The sequence below is a fragment of the Agrococcus sp. UYP10 genome (assembly GCF_040547205.1).
GTDB classification, from domain to species: domain Bacteria; phylum Actinomycetota; class Actinomycetes; order Actinomycetales; family Microbacteriaceae; genus Agrococcus; species Agrococcus jenensis.
This window is the reverse complement of record NZ_JBEPPG010000001.1, coordinates 61,777-76,628: the sequence shown is the minus strand read 5'-3', so window position 1 is coordinate 76,628 and position 14,852 is coordinate 61,777. Positions and strand designations below refer to the sequence as shown.

General features: G+C 74.2%; 16 protein-coding genes. 11 read left to right on the top strand and 5 right to left on the bottom strand.

From position 1 onward, the window contains the following. Position 1: 1 nt before the first annotated feature. Complete coding sequence (locus ABIB37_RS00390) at positions 2-1,423, bottom strand: RNB domain-containing ribonuclease (RefSeq protein WP_354255282.1); 1,422 nt, start codon at positions 1,421-1,423, stop codon at positions 2-4. 211 nt (positions 1,424-1,634) lie between these two features. After that, positions 1,635-2,507 (bottom strand): iron-sulfur binding domain-containing protein, encoded by an 873-nt coding sequence (locus ABIB37_RS00385; protein WP_354255279.1) that lies wholly within the window; start codon positions 2,505-2,507, stop codon positions 1,635-1,637. Positions 2,508-2,547: 40 nt separating this feature from the next. On the opposite strand from ABIB37_RS00385, the gene ABIB37_RS00380 reads away from it, so the two are divergent. Next, the gene (locus tag ABIB37_RS00380; protein WP_354255276.1) at positions 2,548-3,249 is read left to right on the top strand and encodes a nucleoside/nucleotide kinase family protein; all 702 of its coding nucleotides are present in this window, start codon (positions 2,548-2,550) and stop codon (positions 3,247-3,249) included. A gap of 37 nt (positions 3,250-3,286) precedes the next feature. Here the strand turns inward: ABIB37_RS00380 and ABIB37_RS00375 are convergent, their stop codons facing one another. After that, complete coding sequence (locus ABIB37_RS00375) at positions 3,287-4,291, bottom strand: ketopantoate reductase family protein (RefSeq protein WP_354255274.1); 1,005 nt, start codon at positions 4,289-4,291, stop codon at positions 3,287-3,289. 98 nt (positions 4,292-4,389) lie between these two features. Between ABIB37_RS00375 and ABIB37_RS00370 the strand changes: the two genes are divergently transcribed. The 10 genes from ABIB37_RS00370 to ABIB37_RS00325 all read left to right on the top strand — a co-directional run bounded on the left by ABIB37_RS00370 (position 4,390) and on the right by ABIB37_RS00325 (position 12,718). Beyond that, positions 4,390-5,100, top strand: coding sequence for a 4a-hydroxytetrahydrobiopterin dehydratase (locus ABIB37_RS00370; RefSeq protein ID WP_354255272.1), 711 nt, complete (start codon positions 4,390-4,392; stop codon positions 5,098-5,100). A gap of 9 nt (positions 5,101-5,109) precedes the next feature. Beyond that, positions 5,110-6,015 carry a tRNA pseudouridine(55) synthase TruB gene (gene truB / locus ABIB37_RS00365; protein ID WP_354255270.1) on the top strand — a complete coding sequence of 302 codons (906 nt, stop codon included), beginning with the start codon at positions 5,110-5,112 and terminating at the stop codon, positions 6,013-6,015. After that, entirely contained in the window at positions 6,012-6,383 is a 372-nt protein-coding gene (locus tag ABIB37_RS00360; protein WP_354255268.1) for a hypothetical protein, read from the top strand. Before truB ends, ABIB37_RS00360 begins: the two co-directional genes overlap by 4 nt. 113 nt (positions 6,384-6,496) lie before the next feature. Beyond that, positions 6,497-6,835: a hypothetical protein gene (locus tag ABIB37_RS00355; protein WP_354261495.1), complete on the top strand. Its 339-nt coding sequence runs from the start codon at positions 6,497-6,499 to the stop codon at positions 6,833-6,835. Continuing rightward, the gene (locus ABIB37_RS00350) at positions 6,832-7,782 is read left to right on the top strand and encodes a bifunctional riboflavin kinase/FAD synthetase (protein ID WP_354255266.1); all 951 of its coding nucleotides are present in this window, start codon (positions 6,832-6,834) and stop codon (positions 7,780-7,782) included. The genes ABIB37_RS00355 and ABIB37_RS00350 overlap by 4 nt, the downstream gene beginning before the upstream one ends. Positions 7,783-7,883: 101 nt before the next feature. Beyond that, a complete protein-coding gene (deoC, locus tag ABIB37_RS00345; protein WP_123697496.1) occupies positions 7,884-8,894 on the top strand; it encodes a deoxyribose-phosphate aldolase in 1,011 nt (336 codons plus the stop codon). Between the two features lie 8 nt (positions 8,895-8,902). Beyond that, on the top strand, positions 8,903-10,342 hold the full coding sequence (locus ABIB37_RS00340; protein ID WP_354255264.1) for an aldehyde dehydrogenase family protein: 1,440 nt from the start codon (positions 8,903-8,905) through the stop codon (positions 10,340-10,342). Next, complete coding sequence (locus tag ABIB37_RS00335; protein WP_354255262.1) at positions 10,342-11,214, top strand: aldehyde dehydrogenase family protein; 873 nt, start codon at positions 10,342-10,344, stop codon at positions 11,212-11,214. Before ABIB37_RS00340 ends, ABIB37_RS00335 begins: the two co-directional genes overlap by 1 nt. 29 nt (positions 11,215-11,243) lie before the next feature. After that, the gene (locus ABIB37_RS00330) at positions 11,244-12,173 is read left to right on the top strand and encodes a cation diffusion facilitator family transporter (protein WP_354255259.1); all 930 of its coding nucleotides are present in this window, start codon (positions 11,244-11,246) and stop codon (positions 12,171-12,173) included. 134 nt (positions 12,174-12,307) lie between these two features. Beyond that, positions 12,308-12,718, top strand: coding sequence for a hypothetical protein (locus ABIB37_RS00325; protein ID WP_354255256.1), 411 nt, complete (start codon positions 12,308-12,310; stop codon positions 12,716-12,718). 372 nt (positions 12,719-13,090) lie between these two features. Here the strand turns inward: ABIB37_RS00325 and ABIB37_RS00320 are convergent, their stop codons facing one another. Together ABIB37_RS00320 and ABIB37_RS00315 are read right to left on the bottom strand one after the other, a co-directional pair. Next, the gene (locus ABIB37_RS00320) at positions 13,091-13,495 is read right to left on the bottom strand and encodes a hypothetical protein (protein WP_354255253.1); all 405 of its coding nucleotides are present in this window, start codon (positions 13,493-13,495) and stop codon (positions 13,091-13,093) included. After that, entirely contained in the window at positions 13,495-14,802 is a 1,308-nt protein-coding gene (locus tag ABIB37_RS00315) for a M20/M25/M40 family metallo-hydrolase (protein ID WP_354255250.1), read from the bottom strand. The genes ABIB37_RS00320 and ABIB37_RS00315 overlap by 1 nt, the downstream gene beginning before the upstream one ends. Positions 14,803-14,852 lie beyond the last annotated feature (50 nt).

Sequence of the window (14,852 nt, the reverse complement as noted above, 5' to 3'; positions counted from 1 at the left end):
CTCAGCGGACCTCGGCGAAGCGCAGCAGCCGCTCGGCGAGGTCCGCGTCCGTCAGCCGCACGCGGATGCGCGTGCCCGGCTCGGCGTCCGTGTCGCACGCCGCCTCGGTCGGCGGGTCGAGCAGCTGGATCGTCGACCCGTCCTTCCGGGAGTCCACGACGACCGCGTCGAACGCGTCGCCGATGCGCGACCGCAGCACCGCGATCTCCACGACGTCGATCGACTCCCGCTCGAGCCTCGATGCCGTCTGTGCCGACGCCTGCATGATGCCGGGCAGCCCCTCGAGCCCCTCGGCGGCCCACGCGGGGATCTCGCGGTCGTTCGCGATCGACTCACAGTGGGCGAGCGCGTAGCGGTCGACGAGCCGCCGCAGCGGCGCGGTCACGTGCGCGTACGGCGCACCGATGGCCGCCTGCTCGAGCCCGGACGCCTCGGACGCGTCGTCCAGCACGGTGTACGCGGCGCCGCGGAAGAGCCGCCGCGCCGCCTGCAGGATCGCGAGCGTGGTCGGCTGCGAGCGGTCGAGGCGCCGCAGGAACGCGCCGTAGTGCTCGCCGTCGGCCCACTCCTCGCCGATCGCGCGCACTTCCTTGCGGAAGCGCTCGACGTCGGCGGCCGGCGGCGCCGGCATCGTCCGCAGGATGCCGCGCTTCGCGCGCAGCTGCAGGTTCGCGGCCTCCATGCCGGTCATGAGCGACAGTTGCGCGTTCCAGCGCTCGACCGGCAGCAGCTCGCGCCGCTCGATGCGGTACCCGTCGCCGTCGCGCACGACCTGCTCCTCCGGCATGTCGAGGCTCGCGCCGCCGCGCTCGGCCTCGAGCGCGATCCGCAGTTCGCCGACCTCCCGCAGCAGCCCCAGCATGGCGTCGCCGGCGTCGATGCGCTGCTGCGCCTCGGCGTAGGTCAGCTGCTCGCGGGAGCGCACCCGCGCGCGCTCGAGCGTCGTCGCGACCACGTCACCGCGCGCATCCAGCCGCATGGTCCAGACGTAGGCGCCCCGCACCTGGCCCGCGAGGAGGCTCGCGACGCCCTCGCTCACGACCGGCGGGTGCAGCGGCACCCGGCCGTCCGGCGCGTACATCGTCTGGCCCCGGCGGCGCGCCTCCACGTCGATGGCGCCGCCCGGCGCCACGAACGCCGGCACGTCGGCGATCGCGTAGCGCACGACGACGCCGTCGCCGTCGCCGTCGCGCTCGAGGTGGAGCGCCTGGTCGAGGTCGGTCGAGCCCTCGGGGTCGATCGTGACGAACGCGACGCCCGTCTGGTCGGCCTCCGGCAGCGGCGGGTCGGCGGCGAGCGCGGCCGCCTCCGCTTCGGCCCCGGGCGGGAACTCGGCAGTCAGGCCCAGCTCCGCGCGGATCGCGGCGAGGGCGGCGGCGAGCTCGTCGCTCGCCTCGGTCAGACGCGCATGTCGTGCCGGCATGCGCACAACCTAGTGGGGCAGTCTGACGGCCCGCCCCGCCCCGCCCCGCCCCGCCCCGCCCCGCCCCGCCCCGCCCCGCTCTCGCACAACGCAAGCCCGCAGGCGACATCGTGCGGCGGATCCGGGAGGCCGCGAATGCTGCCGCCGGTCGTCGCGCGGGGGCTTGCGTTGTGCGCACGCGGGCCTGGCACCGCGGGTGGCAGGAGCTCCCTCAGTCCGGGAGGCGGGCCGTCCCGTCAGCGCGCACGACGAGGCCGTCGGCGGCGAGCGATGCGAGCGCGCGATCGAGCTGCGCGGCATCGGACCAGAGGGGCTGCAGCTCGGCCTCCGCGAGCGGCACGTCGACGGCCCGCAGCGCCCGCAGCACCGTGCCGCGCGCCTGCCGGTCGCTGCCCGCGAAGGTGCCCTGCCGCGGCGCGCGCCTGCCCTCGTACGCCGGGTAGCCGGCCGCGCGCCACGCGCACGCGTCGGCGATCGGGCACGCGTCGCACCTCGGGGCCCGCGCCGTGCAGACGAGCGCGCCGAGCTCCATGAGCGCGATGGAGGTGACGGATGCGTCGGCGGGGGAGTCCGACAGCAGCGCCTCGACGTCGGCGAGGTCGCGCCTCGCGGCGGGGCCGGCCTCGCCCTGCCCGTGCACGGCGCGCGCGATCACGCGGCGCACGTTCGTGTCGACGACCGGGTGGCGGTCGCCGAAGTGGAAGACGGCGACCGCGCGCGCGGTGTAGTCGCCGATGCCGGGGAGCGCGAGCAGCGCGGCCACGTCTCGCGGCACGTCGCCGCCGTGCCGCTCGACGATCGCCCGCGCTGCGTCCTGCAGCCGCAGCGCCCGACGCGGGTACCCGAGCGTGCCCCACTGCCGCAGCACCTCGTGGGTGGGTGCGTCGGCGAGGTCGGCAGGCGTCGGCCAGCGCTCGAGCCAGCGGTCGATCTCGACGGCCACGCGCGACACCTGGGTCTGCTGCAGCATGATCTCGCTCACGAGCGTGCCCCACGCGTCGAAGTCGGGCCGGCGCCACGGCAGGTCGCGCGCGTTGTCGCGGTACCAGCCCGCGAGCGCGGCGATGGAGGCGATCCCGAGCATCCCGCCAGGGTAGACGAGCGCGACCGCCTAGGCTGACGGCATGGTCGACTCCGCCCTCCTGATGAAGGCAGCGTCCTGGACGCCCGAGCAGAAGGCGCTCTACACGAGCCTCGCCGAGCTGCTCGTGCGCCGCAATCCGCGTGGCCGTCGGCTGGTCGCGATCGAGGGCCGCGACGGCGTCGGCAAGACGCGGTTCGCGGATGCCCTGCAGGTCGCGCTCGCGCGCGCCGGCGTCGAGGCGTTCCGCGCGAGCGCCGACGACTTCCACCGGTCGCAGGCGTTCCGCTACCGGCAGGGCCGGGACTCGCCGAAGGGCTACTACGAGGACGCCTTCGACGTCGAGCTGCTCGACCGCGTGCTGCTGCACCCGTTCCGCATGGGCGGCTCGACCGGCTTCATGACGCGCGCGTTCGACCTGCACGCCGACCGCTCGGTCGAGATGGAGTGGCAGACCGCGGGCCCGGACGCGGTGCTCATCGTCGACGGCGTGTTCCTGCAGCGCCCGGCGCTCGCCGGCAAGTGGCACGCGGTGCTCTACCTCGAGGCCGACGACCGCGTGCGCGGCGAGCGGATGCGCGCCCGTGACGGCGCGCACCCCGACGTGCAGCACGAGTCGCACCGGCGCTACCGCGAGGCGCACGACCACTACGAGCGCACCGTCCGCCCGCGCCAGAAGGCGCTCGTGATCGTCGACAACAGCGACTGGCGGTCTCCCAAGCAGGTCTTCGCCGACACCTGCTGACCCCTGCTGGTCGAGCTCCAGCGAGAGCAGCCCGGTGCTACGCCAGTCGTCGCACCACCGATGCCGGCAGGAACCGCCCTGTGCGCTCGACCTCGTGCACGAGCTCGACGAGCGCCGCGTTCACCGGTGCCTCTCGCCCGAGTCGCGCCGCGGCCGCGACGACCGCGCCGTTGATGTGGTCGACCTCCGTCGGCTGCCGCCGCCGGATCGACTGCTGCGTCGACCCGAGGTTCGGCACGTCGCCGAGCCGATCCTTGATGCGGAGCGGCACCTGCTGGGCGATCCGCCGAGGCGCGAAGGCGACGACCCGCACCATGAGGGGCGTCAGCCCCTGCAGCGGCTGGAACCGCACGCCCGAGGCCAGGCCCATCTGCGCCGTCTCCCGCATCGAGGCGAGCATCACGCGGCGCAGCCCCGGGTCGCGGATGACGTCCTGCACCGAGTGGCCGACGATCGCGGGCAGCGCGTTCACCATGTTGATGAGCAGCTTGGTCCACTGCGCGCCCTCGATCGACGGCGTCTCGCTCGTCGGCAGCGCCTCGCCCAGCACCGCGGCGAACCGCGCCCCCTCAGCGCCGCCGACGATGGTGTCGCCGGCCGCGGTCACCGTGATGACACCCGGCTCCATCGAGTTCGCCGCCATCAGCGCGATCCCGCCGGCGACGCGCCCGTGCCCCAGCAGCTCGGCCGCGGCGAGCTCGCCGCCGAGGCCGTTCTGCACCACGAGCAGCGGCACGCCGGCGAGCAGCGCGCGGTTCGCCTCGATCGCGGCCGCGGCGCCGGTCGCCTTGGTGGCGAGGATCGCGAGGTCGGGCGCCTCCTGCAGCAGCTCCAGCGCCGCGACGCGGGCGGTGTGCGTGCCGAAGGCGCCCTGCAGTCGCAGCCCGTGCTCCCGGACGGCCGCGAGGTGCCCGCCGCGCGCGGTGACGGTCACGTGGTGACCGATGGAATCCAGCCGCGCCGCGATCGTGCCGCCGATCGCCCCGGCACCGATCACCGCGATGCGCTGCCGCGGCTGCCGCCGGCCGTCCTCGATCGCCATGCCGAGCAGGCTATACGCGCCGCGCTGGCCGGATGTCGGCGGCGCGACCTACGCTTCCGCCAGGCCCGCGCGACGGCGTGCGGGGAGGGAGGCACCCCATGACCGACGCACCCCGGCTGACCGCCAAGCGCTTCCACGAGCATCCCGGCGTCGAGGACTGGCGCGTGCTGTTCTGGGGCGCGCACGCCCACTACGCGTGCGACTCGTTCGCCCACGCGGTCGAGCTCGCGAGCGCCATCGGCGAGGTCGCGGCCGCGGTGGGCCACGCGCCCGATGTCGACCTGCGGCCCCGCGGCGTGACGATCCGCACGGCGACGCGGCGCGACGGCGGGCTCAGCGCGGCCGACGCGCGCCTCGCCCAGGGCATCTCCGAGGCGGCCCGGCGGCTCGGGTGCCGGTCCGACCCCTCGACCCTCATGGTCACCGGCATCGCCGTCGCCCAGGACCACGGCGCCGACGTGCGGCCGTTCTGGGCGGCCGTGATGGGCTACGACCTGCTCGGCGACGAGGATGCGATCGACCCCCAGCGGCGCAACCCGCACATCTGGCTGCACGAGCTCGACCCGCCGAAGCCCGGCCGAGGCCGCACCCACATCGACATCTCGGTGCCCGCCGACCACGCCGAGGCGCGCGTCGCAGCAGCGGTGGCGGCCGGTGGCCGCATCGTGCGGGAGGAGCCCGGGCGCTGGTGGACGATCGCGTCGCCCGAGAACCACGGCGTCGACATCGCCTCGTGGCCCGACGTCGAGGACTTCGACGAGGACCCGGGCGGCGGCGCCGACGAGGATCGTCCGCCCACGAGCGACTAGGGTCGACGGGTGCCAGCAGCCCCCGCAGACCCCGACGGCATCCTGCTCGTCGACAAGCCCCAGGGCATCACGAGCCACACTGCGGTGAGCCGCGCGCGACGGGCGCTCGGCACGCGCAAGGTCGGTCATGCGGGCACGCTCGACCCCATGGCGACCGGCCTGCTGATCCTGGGCGTCGGTCCTTCCACGCGGCTGCTGACGCACATGGTGGGGCTCGACAAGACCTACACGGCGACCATCGCGCTCGGCGCCGCGACCACGACCGACGACGCGGAGGGCGAGGTCACCGCGACGACGGATGCATCCCACCTGTCCGAGTCCGACCTCGTCACGCCGATGGCGGCGCTCACGGGCGACATCGGGCAGGTGCCGTCGTCGGTGAGCGCCATCAAGGTCGACGGCGAGCGTGCCTACGCCCGCGTGCGGGCGGGGGAGCAGGTCGAGCTCAAGGCGCGCCCCGTGACCGTCGCACGCTTCGAGGTGCTCGCGTTCCGGCCCGGCGCCGTCGCCGAGGCCGATGTCGTCGTCGACTGCTCGAGCGGCACGTACATCCGGGCGCTCGCCCGCGACCTCGGCGCGGCGCTCGGCGTCGGCGGCCACCTGTCGGCGCTCCGCCGCACCCGCATCGGCCCGTTCTCGGTCGACGGCGCGCCCGATGCCGACGCGCTGCCCGAGGCTGCGCGCGACCTGCTGCTGCCGCCCGCCGAGGCGGCCGCCCGCATCCTGCCGGTCGCGACGCTCGACGCCGAGCGCGCCGCCGACCTCGCCAACGGCCGTCGCACCGCCGCCCTCGAGGGGGAGTCCGGCATCGTCGCGGCGGTGCACGGCGACCGGCTCGTCGGCATCGCGCGCGTCGCGGGTCGCCGACTGCTGCCGGTCACGAACTTCCCGACCGGCGCCGGGGGCGCGGCGTGATCAGCTGGCTCATGCTCGCGCAGGCGAGCGCGCTCGGGCTCATCGGCGCGGCCGTCGCGGTGGTCGGCCTCGCGCGCCGCCCGTTCAACGACTGGGTCTTCGCCGGCGCAGCGATCGCGATGCTCACGCTCATCGTCCAGACCGTCGCGTCGATCATCGCGCCGCTCGCGGGCGCCGGCCCCACCGGCGACCTGCTCGAGTACTGGACCTACCTCATCACCGCCCTCATGATCCCGCCGGCCGCGGTGCTGTGGGCGCTCGTCGACAAGAAGGGCGAGTGGGCGACCCTCGTCGTGGGCGTCGGCATCCTGGCGGTCGCCGTCATGGTCTACCGGATGCACCAGATCTGGTTCGTGCAGGTCGCCTGACCGCCCGCCGCCCGCGAGCGGCCGACCGCGCGAGGACTAGGATCGGACGAGTGAGCGAGCGGAAGCATGCGGGCATCGGCCGGGTCCTCGTGGCCGTCTACGCGGTGCTGGCGATGGCCGCCACCGGGCGCTCGTTCGTGCAGATCGTGCAGCGCTTCGACGAGGCGCCGCTCGCGTACTCGCTGAGCGCCGTCGCCGCCGTCGTCTACCTCGTCGCGACCGTCGCGCTCGCGATGCGGGGCGACGCCTCTCGCAAGGTCGCGCTCGCAGCCGTGTGCTTCGAGCTCGTCGGCGTGCTCGTGGTCGGTACGCTCTCGCTCGTCGCCCCCGAGCTCTTCGCGCACGACACCGTCTGGAGCCGGTTCGGGATGGGCTACCTGTTCATCCCCGCGGTGCTGCCGTTCCTCGGTCTCTGGTGGCTGCGCGCGAGCCGCGAGCGGGTGACGGCATGAGCGGCATGGCCTGGATCGACGAGCTCGAGTCCGTCCCCTCCGCCATCACGGTCGGCAAGTTCGACGGCGTGCACATCGGCCACCAGCGCATCATCGAGCAGCTGCGCGCCCTCGCCGAGCCCGCTGAGCCGGGAGCGGAGCGGCTGTCGACCACCGTCGTCACGTTCGACCGCAACCCGCTCGAGGTGGTGCGCCCGGACCGCGCGCCGGTGCCGCTCGTCTCGCTCGCGCACAAGGTCGAGCTGCTCCACGCCGCCGGCGCCGACCGGGTGGTCGTCGTGCCCTTCACGCCCGAGACGGCCGCGCAGCCCGCCCGGGAGTTCGCCGAGCGCGTGCTCTTCGACGGCCTCGGCGCGCGCGTGCTGCTCGTCGGCGACGACTTCCGCTTCGGCGCCCGCGGCGCGGGCGATGCCGCGCTGCTGCGCGAGCTCGCCGAGCCGCGCGGCGCGCGCGTCGAGTCGATCGCCGACATCTGCTTCGCCGACGGCCGCCGCGTCTCGAGCACGTGGATCCGGGAGGCGCTCGCCCTCGGCCGCATCGAGGAGGCGAACGGGATGCTCGGCCGCCGCCACCTGCTGCGCGGCGACGTCGTGCGCGGCTTCCAGCGCGGCCGCTCGCTCGGCTACCCGACGGCGAACCTCGGCGCCCCGGTCGAGGGGTTCATCCCCGCCGACGGCGTCTACGCCGCCCTCGCGCACGTCGACGCCGGCACCTTCGCCGCCGCCGTCTCGATCGGCGACAACCCCACCTTCGACGGCGTCGCCGCGAAGACGGTCGAGGCGTACCTGCTCGACGTCGACCTCGACCTCTACGACCGGCCGATCGCGCTCGAGCTCGTCGACTTCGTGCGCCCGATGCACCGCTTCGAGGGCCTCGACCAGCTCATCGCGCAGATGGGCCGCGACGTCGAGCAGACGCGCGAGCGCATCACCGCCGCGACCGCCTGAGCGTCGCCGGGAGGGTGGGCTCGGCCGGTAGACTGCCCTGCACCCGCAAGCCGCGACACACCTGGCGGAGAACCGCACCGCGGCGGAGCAGGAGGAACAGCGTGACCACACCCAGCGCAGCGCTCGCGCCCGCAGAGCGCGCCGTCCAGCTGCTCGGCAGCGACCTCTCGGAGGTCGCGCTCCGGCAGCACCTCGAGGGCCTCCCGACCGTCGACGCCGTCGGGCTCGAGGCCCGCGCCGCCGGCCTCGGCACGCGCTCGATCAAGACCACCTCGAAGCGGGCGGCGCTCGACCTCGTCATCCGCATGATCGACCTCACGACGCTGCAGGGCGCCGACACCCGCGGCAAGGTGCACTCGCTCGTCGCCAAGGCGCTCGTGCCCGACGCATCCGACCCCTCGACGCCCCGCCCCGCGGCCGTCTGCGTCTACGGCGACATGGTCGGCAACGCGGTCGACGCGCTCGGCTCCGCCTGGAGCGCCGGCAAGGACGACGGCATCAACGTCGCCGCGGTCGCGACGGCGTTCCCGGCCGGCCGCGCGAGCCTGCCGGTGAAGCTGCAGGACACCCGCGACGCGGTGGCCGCCGGCGCCGACGAGATCGACATGGTGATCGACCGCGGCGCCTTCCTCGAGGGCAACTACGGCAAGGTCTTCGACGAGATCGTGCTGACGAAGGAGGCGTGCCGCCGCGACGACGGGACGTACGCGCACCTCAAGGTCATCCTCGAGACCGGCGAGCTCGTCACCTACGACAACGTGCGCCGCGCCTCGTGGCTCTCGATCCTCGCGGGCGGCGACTTCATCAAGACCTCGACCGGCAAGGTGCAGCCCGCCGCGACGCTGCCGGTGACGCTGCTCATGCTGCAGGTCGTCCGCGACTGGGAGCGGCTGACGGGGGAGCGCATCGGCGTCAAGCCCGCCGGCGGCATCTCGACCGCGAAGGACGCCATCAAGTACCTCGTCACGGTCGCCGAGACGTGCGGCGAGACCTGGCTCGACCCGCACCTCTTCCGCTTCGGGGCGTCGAGCCTGCTCAACGACGTGCTGCAGCAGCGCCAGAAGCTCTCCACCGGCCGCTACTCCGGCCCCGACTACGTCACGATCGACTGAGGCACCCCATGGCATTCCTCGACTACGCGCCGGCTCCCGAGTCGACCTCCATCCTCGACCTGCGCGACGACTACCGGCTCTGGATCGGCGGCGAGTGGGTCGACGGCGGCGGCACGCCGTTCGCCTCGATCTCTCCCTCCACCGAGCAGCGGATCGCGATGTTCGCGTCCGCCGACGAGGGCGACGTCGACCGGGCGGTCGCCGCCGCGCGCACCGCCTTCCGCACCGTCTGGGGCCCGATGTCCGGCCGCGACCGCGGCAAGTACCTCTTCCGCATCGCGCGGCTGCTGCAGGAGCGCGCCCGCGAGCTCGCGGTCGCCGAGACGCTCGACAACGGCAAGCCGATCAAGGAGACCCGCGACGCCGACGTGCCGCTCGTCGCCCAGTGGTTCTTCCACTGCGCCGGATGGGCCGACAAGCTCGACCACGTCGGCCTCGGCGCCGCGCCGCAGCCGCACGGCGTGGCCGCGCAGATCATCCCGTGGAACTTCCCGCTGCTCATGCTCGCGTGGAAGGTCGCCCCGGCGCTCGCCGCGGGCAACACGGTGGTGCTGAAGCCCGCCGAGACGACCCCCCTCACGGCGATGCTGTTCGCCGAGATCTGCGAGCAGGCGGGCCTGCCCGCGGGCGTCGTGAACCTGCTCACGGGTGCGGGCGAGACGGGCGCCGCGCTCGTGCGGCACCCGGACGTCGACAAGGTGGCGTTCACGGGCTCGACCGCGGTCGGCCGCGAGATCGCGAAGGCCATCGCCGGCACCGACAAGAAGCTCACGCTCGAGCTCGGCGGCAAGGGCGCGAACATCGTCTTCGACGACGCCCCGCTCGACCAGGCGATCGAGGGCATCGTCAACGGCATCTTCTTCAACCAGGGCCAGGTGTGCTGCGCCGGCAGCCGGCTGCTCGTGCAGGAGAACGTGCACGACGCGGTGCTCGAGCGCCTCAAGGAGCGCATGGCGACGCTGCGCCTCGGCGACCCGCTCGACAAGAACACCGACGTCGGCGCCATCAACTCGGCCGGGCAGCTCGAGCGCATCACGCGGCTCGTCGATCGCGGCGAGGCCGAGGGCGGCGAGCGCTGGTCGCCCGCGTGCGAGATCCCCGCGCAGGGCTACTGGTTCCCGCCGACCGTCGTCACCGGCGTCGAGGCGTCGTCGACGATCGCCCGCGAGGAGATCTTCGGCCCGGTGCTGTCGGTCCTCACCTTCCGCACGCCCGACGAGGCGATCGCGAAGGCGAACAACTCGCCGTACGGCCTCTCGGCCGGCATCTGGAGCGACAAGGGCAGCCGCGTGCTCGCCGTCGCGGACAAGCTGCGCGCGGGCGTGGTGTGGACGAACACGTTCAACAAGTTCGACCCGACGAGCCCGTTCGGCGGCTACAAGGAGTCCGGCTACGGCCGCGAGGGCGGCATCCAGGGCATGCAGGCATACCTGAAGGCAGGCAAGTGATGGCGACCACGAAGACGGCGACGCGCCTCGACGTGCCGAAGACCTACAAGCTCTTCATCGGCGGCGCCTTCCCGCGCAGCGAGTCCGGCCGCGTGACCGAGGTGCGCAGCCCTGACGGCGGGTTCGTCGCCAACGTCGCGAAGGCATCCAGGAAGGATGCGCGCGACGCGGTCCGCGCCGCCCGCAAGGCGCAGCCCGGCTGGGCGGGCGCGACCGCCTACAACCGCGGCCAGGTGCTCTACCGGGTCGCCGAGGTGCTCGAGGGCCGCAAGGCGCAGTTCGTCGACGAGCTCGTGCGCAGCGAGGGCCTCAGCGCCGCCCGCGCGCAGCAGCAGGTCGAGGACGCCATCGACCTGTGGGTGTGGCACGCCGGATGGACCGACAAGATCGCCCAGATCGGCGGCAGCGCCAACCCGGTCGCGGGCCCGTACTTCAACCTGTCGGTGCCCGAGCCGACCGGCGTGGTCGCGATCGTCGCCCCGCAGCAGCAGGGCCTCCTCGGTCTCACGTCGGTCATCGCGCCCGCGCTCGTCACCGGCAACGCCGTCGTGGTCGTGCCCGCCGCGTCCTCGCCGCTCGCGGCGATCTCGCTCGGCGAGGTGCTCGCGACGAGCGACCTGCCCGGCGGCGTCGTCAACGTGCTCACCGGTGACCCGGCCGAGCTCGCGCCGTGGCTCGCGGGTCATGCTGACGTCAACGCGCTCGACCTCACCGGTGCCGGCGGCCTCGACTGGGTCGAGCTCGAGGTGATCGCGGCCGACACGCTCAAGCGCGTCATCCGTCCAGAGCCCGGCCTCGCGCCGGAGACGCCGCAGCGCATCCTCGCGCTCACCGAGACGAAGACGGTCTGGCACACGAAGTCGCGCCTCTAGCGGCGGCTCGGCAGCGGAGCGCCGTCGTCATGGGCGGAGGGCACGTGCACGCGTATGCGCACGCCCACGGCGGCGGCGCGGGCACGACCCGCATCGCGATCGCCTTCGGCATCACGGCGGCGCTCTTCGCGGCGCAGGTGGTCGGCTCGATCGTCACCGGCAGCCTCGCGCTGCTCGTCGACACCGTGCACATGCTGACGGATGTGGCCGGCCTCGGCGTCGCGCTCGGCGCGCAGGCGCTCGTGCGCCGGCCGCCGTCGGGGCGCCGCACGTGGGGCCTCGTGCGCGTCGAGGTGCTCGCGGCCGCCGCGCAGGCCGCGGCGCTGCTCATCGTCGCGCTGGTCGTGGTCGTCGAGGGCGTGCGCCGGCTCGGGGAGCCCACGGAGGTGCCCGGCCCGCTGCTGCTCGCCTTCGGAGCCGTCGGGCTCGTGGGCAACCTCGTCGCGCTCGCCGTGCTGGCCGGCGGCCGCGGCTCGAGCCTCAACCTGCGGGCGGCGTTCCTCGAGGTGCTGAACGACGCGATCGGCTCGGTCGCGGTGATCGCGGCCGGTGCGGCGATCTGGCTGTGGGGCTTCCAGCAGGCCGACCTCATCGCGAGCGCGCTCGTCGCGGCCCTCATCGTGCCGCGGTCGGTCGTGCTGCTGCGCGACAGCGGCCGGATCCTGCTCGAGGCGGCGCCGGCGGAGCTCGACCTCGACGACGTGCGCGCGCACCTCGAGCAGCAGCCCCACGTGCTCGCCGTCCACGACCTGCACGCCTCGACGCTCGGCACGGGCTCCCACCAGCTGACCGCGCACGTCGTCGTCGAGGAGGCGTGCTTCCACGACGGTCACGCCCCGCGCATCCTCGACGCGCTGCAGACCTGCGTCGCCGAGCACTTCCCCGTGCCGCTCGAGCACGCGACGTTCCAGCTCGAGCCGCCCGGCCACGCGGACCACGAGCGCCCGACGCACGCCTGACGCGAGTCTGCCGTCGCCGAGTCCCGGTCAGGTGGCGATCTCCGGTACCGATCTGCGGGTCCGCCTCACCCGCACCCGCAGATCGGTACCGGAAACGTGCTGTCGCGGGTTAGGTTGGCCGCGAGGAGGCGTCGATGGAGCGGATCGCGAACCCGGTGACGGGGCGCGTCGAAAGCGTGCCGAGGCGCGCGGCTCCTTTGGTCACCCGCGGCATGCTGCGCTGCCGGTACGCGTACGCGTTCCTGGCTCCCGCGCTGTTCCTGGTCTGGTGGCTGCTGCCCCAGGACGGATGGCACCGCATCGCGCTGCTCGGGGCATGGCTGGTCCTCTCACTGCCCCTCTCGGCAGGAGCGAACGGCTCGTGGTGGTCGGCACCGTGGGATGTGTGGCACGCGTGCATGGCGATCGAGAGCGCCGTCATCATCGGGGCGATGGCGTGGAGCTTGCTCTCCGGCGACCCGCTCGTGATCCCCTTCTCGATGACGCTGCTCGTGGGCGCGGTCCTCGGCGCCGGAGCCACGCACCTGTGGCGCTCCCGCGCCTGACCACCGCTCTGACCCTCGCGCCGATCACCGGTTTGCGGTACCAAGTGGTCGCTTGAACGCCGCCCGGAGCGACCATTCGGTACCGCAAACGAGGAAGCGCGCCTTCCTCGGCCCGGTTAGCGGTACGAAGTGGTCGCCCCAACGCCGCCGAAGCGACCATTCGGTACCGCAAACGGCAGAGAGGCAACTCGGTACCGCAAACGGAACCACACGAGAGCCGACCCACCGCCCGCGCGACCGACGCACCCGCACGCCCCGCACAGCATCCCGGCCGCTCCGCCCTGTCAGCCAGCCGCTCCGGCTAGCGAAGGACCCGGCCGACCCGGCCGACCCGGCCGACCCACGACCCCCGCGCCCCCACGGAGCCAACCCTCACCGAAGCCCCTCCACGAACCCCTCCCACGACACCCGCTCCACCAGCCCCGCCGCCGCCCTCACGAGCGCCGGGTCGTCGGTCACGAGCACGTCGGCCTGCAGCGTCGCGACGGCGAGCGGCTCGGCGAGCGTCACGTCGTCCCAGTCGAGGTGCGTCGCGATCTTCCACGCGGTCGCGCGCGAGACGCGATCGCCGAGCAGCCGCATCTTGAGCCCGGCGATGCCGTCGAGCACCCCGCGCACCTCGCCCGCGTCGACCTCGCCCGCGCGCACGGCGGCGTAGAGCAGCTGCATCGCCTGCGAGCGCAGCGCCCCCGCCCCGACGAGCTGGTGGTCGCCGACGTCGACGCCCTCCCGGACGATGCGCAGCGCGGTGGGCGCGTCGATGGCGAAGCGGGTCATCAGCAGCTCCTCTCGATCAGGTCGGCGTACCAGCGGCAGCCGTCGAGCCAGGTGTCGATGCGGATGCGCTCGTCGCGCGCGTGCAGCGTCAGGCGTTCCTCGCGCGTCATGGCGAACGGCGTGAAGCGGTAGACGCGGTCGGTGATGCGGTGCGCGTGCCGGCCGTCGGTGCCGCCGAGCATCACGTACGGCACGGTGAGCACGTCGGGTCGCATCCGTGCGACCGCCGCCTCGATGTCGGCCCATCCCGGCCCGCTCGCGGGGCTCTCGGGGCTCGGGCCGTGCCCGTGCAGCACCTCGAGTTCGACGAGCGGGTCGGCGATCGCGCGGCGGATCACGGAGAACGTGTCGTCGACGCTCGAGCCCGTCGCGATGCGCGCGTTCACGACGGCGATCGCCTCCTCGGCGAGCGCGTTCGGCGCCGCGGAGCCCGAGAGCTGCGTCACGACCGCGGTGGTCGAGAGCATCGCGCGCGTCTCGTCGTCGCGGGCGAGGATGCGCTCGACCAGAGGGCGGGAGCGCCGCACCCGCCGCAGCACGGCGCCCTGCGCGCCGCGGGCCTCGGCGCCGAGCAGCTCGAGCATGCGCAGCGACGGCTCGGGCAGCGAGCGGGGGAACGGCGCGCGGTCGAGCCGCCGGATCGCGCGGGCGAGCCGCGAGGTCGCCGCGAGCCGCGGCGGCGTCGACGCGTGCCCGCCGAGCTGCGCGACGCGCATCCGGATGTTGGCGAAGCCCTTCTCGGCGACCCCCACGACCGCGACGTCGCGCTCGACGCCCGCGATCGGCGGCTCGATGATGGCGCCGCCCTCGTCGAGCGCCCACGCCGGCCACACCCCCGCGGCATCGAGCGCCGCGATGGCCGAGGCGGCGCCGGTGCCCATCGTCTCCTCGTCGTGGCCGAAGACGAGCCACACGTCGCGCGCCGGTCGGAAGCCCTCGGCGAGCAGCGCCTCGATCGCCACGCAGATGCCCACGAGCGAGCCCTTGTCGTCGAGCGTGCCGCGGCCCCACACGTGCGTCGCGTCGCGGTGGCCGCTGTAGGGCGGATGCGTCCACCCCTCTGACGGCGCGGGCACGACGTCCTGGTGCGCCATGAGCAGCGCCGGGCCGGCACCGGGCTCGTCGCCGCGGCCGGGCCAGCGGGCGAGCAGCGTCGCGCCGACCGACTCGACGTCGAGCGCCGAGAACAGGCGCGGGAAGCGGTCGCGGAGCGCCGACTGGAACGCTGGCAGCTGCTCCTCGCGCTCGGTCGGCAGCTGCACGAGCGCGATCAGGTCGTCGATCGCCCGGTCATCGATGCCCACCACGCGAGCAGGCTATCGTCGTCGCCGACCGGGGTTCCGGGGCGGACGGGGGA

What these genes read in the sequence shown, in the direction of transcription:
- ABIB37_RS00390 (WP_354255282.1), bottom strand. Translation starts at nt 1,423, where the DNA reads ATGCCGGCACGACATGCGCGTCTGACCGAGGCGAGCGACGAGCTCGCC.
- ABIB37_RS00340 (WP_354255264.1), top strand. Translation starts at nt 8,903, where the DNA reads ATGGCATTCCTCGACTACGCGCCGGCTCCCGAGTCGACCTCCATCCTC.
- ABIB37_RS00325 (WP_354255256.1), top strand. Translation starts at nt 12,308, where the DNA reads ATGGAGCGGATCGCGAACCCGGTGACGGGGCGCGTCGAAAGCGTGCCG.
- ABIB37_RS00370 (WP_354255272.1), top strand. Translation starts at nt 4,390, where the DNA reads ATGACCGACGCACCCCGGCTGACCGCCAAGCGCTTCCACGAGCATCCC.
- ABIB37_RS00385 (WP_354255279.1), bottom strand. Translation starts at nt 2,507, where the DNA reads ATGCTCGGGATCGCCTCCATCGCCGCGCTCGCGGGCTGGTACCGCGAC.
- ABIB37_RS00355 (WP_354261495.1), top strand. Translation starts at nt 6,497, where the DNA reads ATGGCCGCCACCGGGCGCTCGTTCGTGCAGATCGTGCAGCGCTTCGAC.
- ABIB37_RS00335 (WP_354255262.1), top strand. Translation starts at nt 10,342, where the DNA reads ATGGCGACCACGAAGACGGCGACGCGCCTCGACGTGCCGAAGACCTAC.
- ABIB37_RS00320 (WP_354255253.1), bottom strand. Translation starts at nt 13,495, where the DNA reads ATGACCCGCTTCGCCATCGACGCGCCCACCGCGCTGCGCATCGTCCGG.
- ABIB37_RS00350 (WP_354255266.1), top strand. Translation starts at nt 6,832, where the DNA reads ATGAGCGGCATGGCCTGGATCGACGAGCTCGAGTCCGTCCCCTCCGCC.
- ABIB37_RS00375 (WP_354255274.1), bottom strand. Translation starts at nt 4,291, where the DNA reads ATGGCGATCGAGGACGGCCGGCGGCAGCCGCGGCAGCGCATCGCGGTG.
- ABIB37_RS00380 (WP_354255276.1), top strand. Translation starts at nt 2,548, where the DNA reads ATGGTCGACTCCGCCCTCCTGATGAAGGCAGCGTCCTGGACGCCCGAG.
- ABIB37_RS00330 (WP_354255259.1), top strand. Translation starts at nt 11,244, where the DNA reads ATGGGCGGAGGGCACGTGCACGCGTATGCGCACGCCCACGGCGGCGGC.